The organism is Vibrio hepatarius (assembly GCF_011806575.1).
GTDB lineage: Bacteria > Pseudomonadota > Gammaproteobacteria > Enterobacterales > Vibrionaceae > Vibrio > Vibrio hepatarius_A.
In genome coordinates this window covers 1-10,331 of record NZ_JAATOO010000028.1, presented here as the reverse complement: position 1 = coordinate 10,331, position 10,331 = coordinate 1, and the positions used below count along the sequence as shown (strand labels likewise).

Genomic DNA, 10,331 nt, shown 5'->3' with positions numbered 1-10,331 from the left:
GCCCTTGTTGTTTATTCTGCGGTGACAAGCAGTGGATCATTACCCACCACCCTATTCCTACCCTGTTCTTTGGCTTTGTATAGCGCCCTGTCCGCTTCACAGTACAGGGTGTCAAAGTTAAACTCACTTTGCTCCAGCTCAACCACCGCATAGCCAACCGACACGGTAAGATGTTCGCCAGAAGAACTCAGCTCATGCGGTATCCGCTCGTCTTCAATACATTTTCGGATGCACTCTGCAAGCTTTGATACACGTTCCGCGTCATAATCTGAGACCAGCAAGGCAAACTCTTCGCCACCGATGCGACAGAAGACTTCATTATCAAACTGAATATGATGTTGAAGAATGTTGCCTACTCGCATCAACGCAATATCACCCTGCATGTGACCGTAGTGGTTGTTGTATTGTCCAAAGTGGTCAATATCGACAAGGATCAAACCGTATTGGTTGCGTTTTGACTCTCCGCTTAAACACATTTCTTCCAACAACGCTTCAAGCATTCGACGATTACCCAAGCGGGTCAGCGGATCCATCTTTGATAGTAGCTCTAACTGTTCATTGGCTTTTTGCAACTCGCGCGTTCTTACTTTTACCTCTTGCTCCAAAGTGTCGTTCATTTGATGAACCGCTTCTTGGGCACGGGTGCGCAACAGTACTTCAGTCAAGTTAGACGCAAACATGCGAATCATTTCACGCAGCTGATGGGTTAATGGTGAGCGTCTAAGCAGGTTATCTGCAGCGATAAACGCAACTGGGTCACCATTGTTGTCTACCAATAACGTCATCGCTGTCCAGCCAAAGCCGACGATATGAAAATCATGGTAAATCGGTACCGACTCTTCAAACACTACATCATTGGGGTTGATACGCGCGGCGTTAACGATGGAACGATCCACGGTGTCAGAACGATAGTAAGATTCATCAACCACGTTACCTTGTATATCCGTTCCCCATGTTCCCTGCATGTGAGTACACTGCTTGTCGGTGAGGAACACCGCAAAACGGTCGATCCCGAGGCGGTTAATCGCGAAAGTCACCGCTGATTTGCACACTTCACTGACCGTCATGCAGCGTGATAGTTCTACCATACTGGCGTGCAGCATGCGTACATTCTGTTCCTGACGTTTGCGAATATAGATTTGCGACAGCAACGAGCCAAACGATTCCAGCATCTGGTGTTGATAAGAAGTCAGTGGTGCTCGATTGATGTAGTTGTCTAACGCAATCCAGCCGATGATTTCCTCATCATCGCGCAGAATAAGCATCCCATTCCAGCCTTGACCGATAACATTACCCGCAGTGTATAAAGGTGCATTGTCAACGATGACTAAACTATCATTGCCCTCAAATAAGGCATTGATATAAGTTTCTTCTAGTTGGTGTAGGTCGTACTGTGTGTGATGCTCACTGACGGTATTCCCGTGTTCGTCAGTACCATACGTACCACTAAAACAGCGTTTTTTAATATCGAGTAACATAAATACCGCGCGGTCAAAGCCAAGTTTATTCCGCACCGCTTCAACCGCCATTCGATACAACTCATCTAGATTCTTCGGGTTTGAGATTTCAACCGCCGCTTGCTGTACTAACCTCATGCTCTCGATAAACAACTCTCGCTGCTTGATGACATCAAGGTACTTGGCTTCTTTCATATCGCGCTGTTTGAACTCTTTTGCCGCTTCGGTTTCAGCGCGCAAGCACTGCCAGCGCGCGGCTATGATCTGCAGCGCATCCAATTCATTGTTGTGGTTAGCTTTATCCGCTAGCGATACATTAATGTTCTCGAGTACCAAATAGGTACGTATCTCAGGGTGATTATCCAACATGAACACATAACTGTCGGTTGCCATTACTTGTTGGTAGTCCCACTGACAGGTATTCATCGCCAACGGAATCAAACCATCAGAGGTATCAAATTGAGCAATCCACGACCAAAAAGTGCTCGGGTATTTATCTAACGATACTGGATGACCATGCTGATAGATAAAGTCTTGCGCACCGCCATGAGTCGGTTCGTAGAAAACACTAATGTGTTCAGCTTCCAATAAGTCATCAATGTAAGAAAACAATGAATTGACTAAAAACCGCTGATTTCTGGCTGATAAAATATTTTTAAGAAGAATTCGCGGGAACATAATCCTAGCCTGCGCTTTTGATAATCACCTTTTTTCGTATAAAAAATTAGCAGCTAGTCCTGACCATGCAAACCGCAATAAAAGGCCTATGTTAAGTTACTCGCAATTCGACATATCCTTATTTCGTAGATATGATGCCTCATACATTTTTATGATCTTATTTCCAAAAATTGCATTGGCCATTGTAAATATTCAGCCGACAACACAGCTTAGATTCGCTACGCTTTAGTTACGCAGTTTTTGTTATATAAACTTTCCAACCAATTAAGAACTCGAAGAGGACAGTTCTGTGAAGAGTAAGCTGCTACTGCTTCTCGCAGCGATAGTTTGCACGCCTAGTTTTGCCACTGTGGACCTGATAAAAGTAGACAAATCCAAACGCCGAATGTATTTGGTCAAGGAAAACGAAATCATACGTGAGTTTAGAGTCGCACTAGGCAAGCAGCCAAAAGGTCACAAAGCGCAAGAAGGTGATCAGCGTACGCCAGAAGGGCTATATTACTTAGACTTCATTTTGGAAGATTCGCAGTATTACCGCTCGGTTCACATTACCTACCCCAACGACCAAGATATCGAAAATGCCAGAAGACATAACCTTAACCCTGGTGGCAATATTAAGATTCATGGACTAAAGAACGGGGAAACCAAATCCGCAAGCTATATTCAGAGCTTTGATTGGACTGACGGCTGTATTGCGCTGAGCAACCAAGAAATGGATGAGTTTATCCAGCTCGTCGATGTTGGCACCCCAATTGAAATCTATTGGTGACCATTAGTTGTAATGGCAGGCTAGTCGTCTCTGGTCACCCACCAGCACATCAACGAACCGACCGTCACCATGATCACGCCTTGTAAAAAGCTTTGTGTTATCGCGATTCCGAGGATAAATGACGATATGATGGTCGATAACACAGGTGTGAAATAAGACAGCGTCGCCAGTAGCACCATGTTTCCGCCAATAATAGCGTAGTTCCACAGCGCATAACCACTTCCCATCGCAATGCCCGAAATCAACAGCAATCCACTCGCCTCCCAAGTGAACGTCATACCCGTTTCGTTACTTAGGGCATACTTAATCCACAATGTTGCCGCCGTCATAATAAAAAACAAGGTAATCGCGTTTTGACCATTGGATATACGCTTAGTGAGATTGCAGTAGATCGCCCAAAGAAACGCGCCAACAAACGCCATTGCGTAAGTGACAGGGTTGGTCGCGACATTAGCGACAATCTGCGCGAAAGACAAACCTTGGTCACCCGTGACACTCCATGCAACTCCGAGAAAGGCGATGGCGATGCTTGGGTAAACCCACAAACTAGTCTTCTTTTGGCTGACAATCACCGCAAGTAAAACCGTCAACGCAGGCCAGAGATAGTTAATGACCAACATCTCGATCGCTTGGGTACGCGAATTCGCCATTCCTAACGCCAGTGCAAGGCAAATCTCGTACGCGACAAACAATCCGCCACAGATAAACACGTAACGAAGCGAGTAATTTTTTACTTTAGGTACACCCATTACCAGCACCAAAAACACCGATGCAACGGTATAAATGGACGCCGCGCCACCAATTGGGCCCAGCAACTCTGCTACGTTTCGCGCAAAACCCATCACGCTACTCCACAACAAAATGGCGACCACACCACAAATAGTAAACTTATGTTGGTTCACGTATTCGCCCTATGACAAAAGCCTTCACTTTGCGTAGCGAAAAACACTACTCCCAAGAGTTGGCTTACTTAAATAAAAAAGCCGGACCATATTCAGTCCGGCTCGATAAGGTAAGCCGATGCTTAGATAATTTCCCAGCTATGGGTCATTTCTACGCCTTTGCCTAGCATTAAACAGACAGAGCAATATTTCTCTAGAGAATCCGCTGCGACTTTAGCCACCACGTCCGCATCCAGCTCTTCACCGGATACTTCAAAGTGGATATTCACTTTGGTAAATATACGCGGCGCTGTGTCACGGCGTTCTGTAGTTAGCTTAGCGGTACACGTTTGTACTTTTTGACCCGCTTCTTTTAAGCCGTCAACCACGTCAACAGAGCTACAACCGCCTGCTGCCATCAAGACCATTTCCATCGGGCTTGGCGCGGTTGCACCGCCATTTCCATCCATCACGACCGAGTGACCAGATTGAGATTGACCCAAAAACTTAAAATCTTCGATCCATTTAACTTCAGCTTGCATTGTTGTATCTCTTTAGACATCCATAGGGAAAACCACGCCTGTTTGGCGACGGATTTCTGTTAGTAATTTTGCGACAATCAGTGAGCGCGTTTTGCACTCTTGATCGAGTGTGTTTGCTTTTAGCTGTTCCGCAAAGGCTTTCGCTTCATAGTACATTGGGTTGGAATCTTGCTTCACGCTCAAGTCTACACCCACACCACCGCGGTTAATCTTGGTGAGCTTCTTCGCTGTAGAAATCATTTCCATTAACAGCGCACCGTTTTCACCTTGAATTTCGCTTGGTAAGTAAGAGTCACTGGTTTTCGAGTGTTGCAGTACCACATCAAAACCTTGGTAACCCAGAATCACACTGCCACTGCCGTCGACACCCGAATCAAGCAACTGCGCTTCCGCTTTAACGGAAACTGGCTCACCAAACAATTCGACCGCAGAACCTAAGCAGTAGTAACCAATGTCCATGATTGAGCCATTGGCAAAGTCTGGATTGAAGGTGTTTGGATTTTCACCCGCAAGATACTTCGGGTAACGCGATGAGTATTGGCAGTAGGTAATAAACGCTTTGCGAATCTTGCCAATACTGCCCAAGTTACTCTTGAGGAGTTTAAAGTTTGGCGCATGAGGTGACATAAACGCTTCAAACAGCACCACACCACTTTCTTCAGCAACTTGGTACATTTGCTTGGCAAGCGTCTCATTGGCCGCCATCGGTTTTTCACAAATCACGTGTTTGCCAGCTTTCATCATCTGCATCGCTTGCGGTGCATGCAGTGAGTTAGGGCTAGCGATGTATACCGCGTCAAACACATCGGATTTCGCGAACTGCGTTAAATCATCAAACAGTTCTACCGAGCCATATGCCTTAGCAAATTCCGCGGCTTTCTCTTTTGAACGCGAATACACAGCGCAAAGTTCATACTCGCCCGTTTTGAGTGCAGCATCGACAAACTGACCAGTAATCCAGTTTGTTCCTATTACAGCAAGTTTAATCATAACTGGGTCCCTTACTACGAAAGGAGCCGAGTAGGCTCCAATCAGAAACGAATCTTAAATTTTAATTGTTATTACGTTGTCGTTATACAGTTAACACGACTCTGACTGCTAAGAGAATCAAAACTACGCCAGAAAGTCTATCGATAAGTTGCGCTTTCGCGCGAATCTTGTCCAATAAGCGCGGACTTGATAACAATAGCGTAATTAAGGTGTACCACAAACCGTCAACCACAAGTGGAGTCAGGACAATCAACGACTTAGCGCCAACACTGTCGCCAACCGCGATAAACTGACTGAATAGTGCGGTGAAAAAAAGTGCAATCTTAGGGCTGAGCAGCGAAATCAAAAAGCCTTCTTTCGCCGACTGCCAAACGCTGCTCTGTTCACCCGCTTCCAATTTTGCTGCCACTCCACCTTTTGAGCGAAGCGCGTTGTAACCGAGATACGCTAGGTACGCCGCACCCGCATAACTGATCGCCTTAAACACCAAAGGGGATTGCTGCAACACAACCGCAAGGCCAATCAAGGTAATGAATGCGTAGATACCGATGCCGAGTGCGTGCGCCCACGCGGTCGCCAAGCCATTAGATCGCCCGCCTGCTAAACTGTGCTTTGCCACCATTGCCAAGCTTGGTCCGGGTGACATCGCACCAAGCAAACATATTGTGAATAGGGATAGCCAAATCGTCAGAGTCATTATTATTGTCCTGTTGTGTTGCCGATAGACTTAACTTAATCCAGCCAAAGAATGATTTGAAATCAAAGTTTAGAATACTTGCTATGATTTCAAATCATACCAATTGAATAGCGGGAGGTACGCATCGCATGCAACACCAATTCTCGCATCCATTGATGGGCTTTATCTTGGTCATATTTGGGATGCCACATCAGCCAGTATTGATGCAATTGGGTATCAAACGGCAACGACCGATAGGCAAGCGGGTAATCATTGGAGAGATTGGCAGCGATGTGCTCTGGCACGATCATCAAATAATCACTCGATGTCAGTGCGTTGATTGCAGCCGAGAAAAACGGCACTTTTAACGCCACACGGCGTGAATACCCCAGCTCAGCAAGAACAACATCAGCACTGGCGTCTTTGTCGCCACCTCCAGTCACTTTAAGGTGTGGATACGCGGTTAGTCGCTCACAACATAAAGAGGGTTCTTCAAGTAATGGATGCCCTTTGCGCATCAAACACACCGACTTGTCTTCACCAATTTTGATGCTGCTAATATTTTCAGGCTGCTCCGGTAGCATGGTCGACGCCAAATCAATCCCACTGGCATTAAATTGGTTAAGGTAATCTGGCTGCCAGAGACGATACGCAATATTAACCTTTGGGGCTTGCTCGACCATCACGGAGATCACGTTGGGTAAAATATACTGCGCCACATAGTCGCTCGAGGAAATCACAAACTCCTGTTGCCAAGTTTTCGGGTCAAACACGTCGTCACTAAGTAGGCTTTCGAATTCCCCCAACAAATCGTCTAGGCGCCCCTGTATCGCGAGTGCACGAGGCGTGGGCACCAACCTATTGCCATCACGCACCAGTAAAGGGTCGCCGCATAGCTCGCGCAATTGAGACAACTGTCGACTGACCGCAGATTGGGTAATGTTCAGACGTTCAGCCGCTCGGCTCACATGACATTCATCAAGCAAGACTTGCAACGAGCGCAGTAAGTTGAGGTTAATTTGGCTAAGAAGCATGTTTGGTATTAAAAAACTCGGTCAACACTGTGTGTGTCATTAGATGGCGCAGTTCAGGAATGGTTTGTAGTTCATCCCTAATCGCGTTAAGCCTTTGCATGCTCGGCACTTCAACAAACAACATCATGTCGGTTTCGCCACTGATCGCATGGCACCACTTCACTCCATCAATCTGGTAGATTCTGCTCGCGTACGTTTCACAATAATGTGTGGTCGCCGACATATCAAACTTCAGCGCCATGTAGGCTTGGATCATCGGCAGATTCTGTGGCGGCGCCAGTTGAGCGTGGTAACCCAGAATGACCTTATCGGCCTCAAGTTTTTGTATCCGAGCCGTCACGGCAGAACGGGAAAGGTTCACTTCTCGGGCAATATGACTCACAGAGGCGCGAGCCTGATGTTTTAGTATCTCTACTATTTGACGATCAAACTTATCCATATTACTTCCTGTCATAGCTCAACTTATCCTGTTGATTACAGGTAATGTGACACAAATACGTTCACCGATAAAGCCATCCGTTTGCTTTACGTTCTATGAACTCGAGCAGGAGTTCAGCATTTACTAATGTTTAATCCGAATCTGATAACTTCATCACTCCTCACCACATAACCATGCAAATAGTGTGACTTTATTCAAACTGACGCTCAATGAGTATGCCTACTCTTAATTACAAAACACACCAAAACATAGCCAAGGAGTTGATATGAAATTGTCGCCAATCATTATTGGTATTACAGCCGTTACGGCTATTGCACCACTGAGTGTTGCCAATGCAAAAAAAGACATGGTTTTAGAAAGCACTAAAGCACCCTCCACGATAAATATTGATGGTATACCAGACTCTGCGTGGGATGCTGCAAAAGCGCTTAGCGTGAAACTAAAGAAGCTCCCCTATAAACCAGCTAATGGCTACAAAGGAATAAAAAGGACAGACGTATTAATTAAGTCGCTCTATGACGATGAATACGTATATTTTCTTATTCAATACGACGACCCGACAAAAAGTATTGACCGTTTCCCTTGGATGAAGCAAGCGGATGGTTCGTGGAAGCAATCAATGAATAAAGACCAAACGGGCCATGAGAATACATACTATGAAGACAAGTTTGCCGTGCTCTGGGATATCAACACTGACGACTTTGCAGAAAAAGGATGTAATGCCGCCTGTCACCGAGCAAAAGATGGAAAAATTGGTGGCAGAAACGACAAAAACCCGGCCAGAAAATACACCAAAGAAGGCCAGTTTATAGATATGTGGCACTGGAAAGGTGTAAGAACAGCCGCGCATAATCAACTGGACGATCAATATATTGATAGCAATACAGACCCAAAACTTAATAAGGGCTGGGGACGTAAAGGTGATGACAAAATAGGTGGAGGCTACGTAAATAACATTAAAGACGATCAACCTGCTTTCGTGAGTGCGAACCTCTCTGATGATACGTTACTAATTCCTGAGAGTGAGAAAGTTCCTTTTACCCAAGACTACAGCAAAACAAATCGTATTCCTGGGCTCACTGGGGCTCCTTTCCAAGGCTCCCGTGGTGACATAGAAGTAGGTTCAAATTGGAAAGACGGCGTTTGGACGCTTGAAATGAAACGAAAACTTGTCACAGACGGATCTAATGCGAAGACACAAGACGTTCAATTTGATGACATGTCTAAGACTTACCCGTTCGGTATTGCCGTTTTCGACAACAGTCAAATTAACCACGTATACCATAGAGATGTTCTAAACATGGTATTTAAATAATCGCTTCTATTAACGTTGGGCGGTGCTTATGCCCAACGTATCGCTACTTAACTTATGTTATTGAGGGGAGCTATGCTGACTTTTTTCCTAATTCGTGCACTGTATCTCCCTGGTTTAAAATGGGGGGGTGGCCTTTTTTTATTACTCATAACTCTAACTGCTGCTGCTGACATCAGTCCTAGTTTTGATCAGCAAATAACGCCTCAGCAAACCATTGAAGTGATAACAAAAGAAAATAAGAGATGTATCCGATGCCACCAAAAGCAACGCTTAATCAAGAACATTGACGCCATTACCTCGGTAGGTCGGCACGCAAGCCGCCTATATTATGACAATTGCACTGCATGTCATGGAAACAAAGGAGATCATCCTAAAGATGATCACGCCATCATTGGGTTTAATGACACAAATAGATCAACGATATTTGAGCAAAACCAGCAGTGCATCACTTGCCACCAGCCACAAGTGCTCAGAGCAGCGGAGTGGACGCATGATCTCCACGTAAAAAAAATGTTTTGTGCAACATGCCACTCTCTGCATCAGCCTAGCGATCCTATTATCGGTATCGCAAAGAAATTTCGAGTTGGATTGTGTGTCTTCTGCCATGACAAAAGATCTGAAGATACTGCCAAGGATAAGGAGCCAATGCGATGAGCAAATTACTATTTACGCTTTTATTGATAATAGTGCCAATCACTTATGCAGATGATCTTCCCAATCCGGATGAGAACACACTTGCCAATTTCCATTTAAAAGATGAGACCTGTTCAGGACAATGCCATGAAAATGAGTCCGTTTCAGATGATTTAATCTTTGAATATCGCAGTTGTATTGAATGTCATGATGACTTTGGTTTATTGCGTGGCAAAAGTCACACCTTAAAGCACAAGGAAAGCGAACAAATGGAGTGTGTAGAATGCCATCTCCCCCATGAAGAACTCGATCCCAAAGACATTTGCTTAGACTGCCATGATGAAGGCGATAGCGAAATTGAAAACATTTATTCCCACCGTTTAGAACGCTTTATGAATCATTTTGTATTCATAACTCCTAGTAAGGCTTTGTCAATTAGCCCTTCTATTCATGATTAAGCAGAGATATCACTAACACGCCATAGCGTCAATTCGCTTAAGCCCCGAGGAAATTCCGTCAATTTGACGGATATCTACGACGAAATGATGGCTGCTTATCCTGAGGTTATTGAGTAAGCTACAGCTATATCTCAAGGAATGGATACTATGGGCGAATTAAAAAAAGAAATAACCCTTATTTCAGGAATAGGACAACTCTCAACAACGTTACTAGGGACTGGGCTGTTTATGGTTCCCGCAATTGCTGCAGGAATCGCAGGGCACTATTCACTCTGGGCTTGGGGCGTATTGTTTATCGCGATTTGCCCGATAGCACTTACCTTCGCACAATTAGGGAAACGTTACCCAAGCGCAGGCGGTACAGCGTATTTTGTCCGTCAGGCGTTCAATAAACGTTTAGAGCGCAGCGTTGCTTGGCTGTTCGTGAGCGTTATCCCCATTGGCGTACCCGCCGCAATC

12 protein-coding genes are annotated in these 10,331 nt (G+C 45.2%); 5 read left to right on the top strand and 7 right to left on the bottom strand.

Going from position 1 to position 10,331, the window contains the following annotated elements; all coding sequences use genetic code 11:
- Nucleotides 1–11 precede the first annotated feature (11 nt).
- Nucleotides 12–2,135 (bottom strand): sensor domain-containing diguanylate cyclase, encoded by a 2,124-nt coding sequence (locus HCZ42_RS18225; RefSeq protein WP_167422183.1) that lies wholly within the window; start codon nt 2,133–2,135, stop codon nt 12–14.
- A gap of 289 nt (nt 2,136–2,424) precedes the next feature.
- Between HCZ42_RS18225 and HCZ42_RS18220 the strand changes: the two genes are divergently transcribed.
- A complete protein-coding gene (locus HCZ42_RS18220) occupies nt 2,425–2,904 on the top strand; it encodes a L,D-transpeptidase family protein (protein WP_167422182.1) in 480 nt (159 codons plus the stop codon).
- A 20-nt stretch (nt 2,905–2,924) separates the two neighbouring features.
- Here the strand turns inward: HCZ42_RS18220 and yddG are convergent, their stop codons facing one another.
- From yddG to HCZ42_RS18190, 6 genes are all read right to left on the bottom strand, one after another.
- On the bottom strand, nt 2,925–3,806 hold the full coding sequence (gene yddG, locus HCZ42_RS18215; protein WP_167422181.1) for an aromatic amino acid DMT transporter YddG: 882 nt from the start codon (nt 3,804–3,806) through the stop codon (nt 2,925–2,927).
- Between the two features lie 122 nt (nt 3,807–3,928).
- On the bottom strand, nt 3,929–4,327 hold the full coding sequence (locus HCZ42_RS18210; RefSeq protein WP_167422180.1) for an OsmC family protein: 399 nt from the start codon (nt 4,325–4,327) through the stop codon (nt 3,929–3,931).
- A 12-nt stretch (nt 4,328–4,339) separates the two neighbouring features.
- Complete coding sequence (locus HCZ42_RS18205) at nt 4,340–5,317, bottom strand: Gfo/Idh/MocA family protein (RefSeq protein WP_167422179.1); 978 nt, start codon at nt 5,315–5,317, stop codon at nt 4,340–4,342.
- An 82-nt stretch (nt 5,318–5,399) separates the two neighbouring features.
- The gene (locus tag HCZ42_RS18200) at nt 5,400–6,014 is read right to left on the bottom strand and encodes a LysE family translocator (RefSeq protein ID WP_167422178.1); all 615 of its coding nucleotides are present in this window, start codon (nt 6,012–6,014) and stop codon (nt 5,400–5,402) included.
- An 89-nt stretch (nt 6,015–6,103) separates the two neighbouring features.
- A complete protein-coding gene (locus HCZ42_RS18195; RefSeq protein ID WP_167422177.1) occupies nt 6,104–7,027 on the bottom strand; it encodes a LysR family transcriptional regulator in 924 nt (307 codons plus the stop codon).
- A complete protein-coding gene (locus tag HCZ42_RS18190; RefSeq protein WP_167422176.1) occupies nt 7,017–7,466 on the bottom strand; it encodes an Lrp/AsnC family transcriptional regulator in 450 nt (149 codons plus the stop codon). The genes HCZ42_RS18195 and HCZ42_RS18190 overlap by 11 nt, the downstream gene beginning before the upstream one ends.
- A gap of 265 nt (nt 7,467–7,731) precedes the next feature.
- On the opposite strand from HCZ42_RS18190, the gene HCZ42_RS18185 reads away from it, so the two are divergent.
- The 4 genes from HCZ42_RS18185 to HCZ42_RS18175 form a co-directional block, all read left to right on the top strand.
- Nucleotides 7,732–8,781, top strand: coding sequence for an ethylbenzene dehydrogenase-related protein (locus tag HCZ42_RS18185; protein ID WP_167422175.1), 1,050 nt, complete (start codon nt 7,732–7,734; stop codon nt 8,779–8,781).
- 54 nt (nt 8,782–8,835) lie between these two features.
- Nucleotides 8,836–9,435: a cytochrome C gene (locus tag HCZ42_RS22200; protein WP_439849005.1), complete on the top strand. Its 600-nt coding sequence runs from the start codon at nt 8,836–8,838 to the stop codon at nt 9,433–9,435.
- Nucleotides 9,432–9,872, top strand: coding sequence for a cytochrome c3 family protein (locus HCZ42_RS18180; RefSeq protein ID WP_167422174.1), 441 nt, complete (start codon nt 9,432–9,434; stop codon nt 9,870–9,872). The genes HCZ42_RS22200 and HCZ42_RS18180 overlap by 4 nt, the downstream gene beginning before the upstream one ends.
- A gap of 147 nt (nt 9,873–10,019) precedes the next feature.
- Nucleotides 10,020–10,331: amino acid permease (locus tag HCZ42_RS18175; protein ID WP_167422173.1), on the top strand; the 312-nt coding region annotated here is incomplete at its 3' end.

Coding starts and splice junctions, on each gene's coding strand:
- HCZ42_RS22200 (WP_439849005.1), top strand. CDS start 8,836: ATGTTATTGAGGGGAGCTATGCTGACTTTTTTCCTAATTCGTGCACTG.
- HCZ42_RS18200 (WP_167422178.1), bottom strand. CDS start 6,014: ATGACTCTGACGATTTGGCTATCCCTATTCACAATATGTTTGCTTGGT.
- HCZ42_RS18180 (WP_167422174.1), top strand. CDS start 9,432: ATGAGCAAATTACTATTTACGCTTTTATTGATAATAGTGCCAATCACT.
- HCZ42_RS18190 (WP_167422176.1), bottom strand. CDS start 7,466: ATGGATAAGTTTGATCGTCAAATAGTAGAGATACTAAAACATCAGGCT.
- HCZ42_RS18210 (WP_167422180.1), bottom strand. CDS start 4,327: ATGCAAGCTGAAGTTAAATGGATCGAAGATTTTAAGTTTTTGGGTCAA.
- HCZ42_RS18225 (WP_167422183.1), bottom strand. CDS start 2,135: ATGTTCCCGCGAATTCTTCTTAAAAATATTTTATCAGCCAGAAATCAG.
- HCZ42_RS18185 (WP_167422175.1), top strand. CDS start 7,732: ATGAAATTGTCGCCAATCATTATTGGTATTACAGCCGTTACGGCTATT.
- HCZ42_RS18195 (WP_167422177.1), bottom strand. CDS start 7,027: ATGCTTCTTAGCCAAATTAACCTCAACTTACTGCGCTCGTTGCAAGTC.
- HCZ42_RS18205 (WP_167422179.1), bottom strand. CDS start 5,317: ATGATTAAACTTGCTGTAATAGGAACAAACTGGATTACTGGTCAGTTT.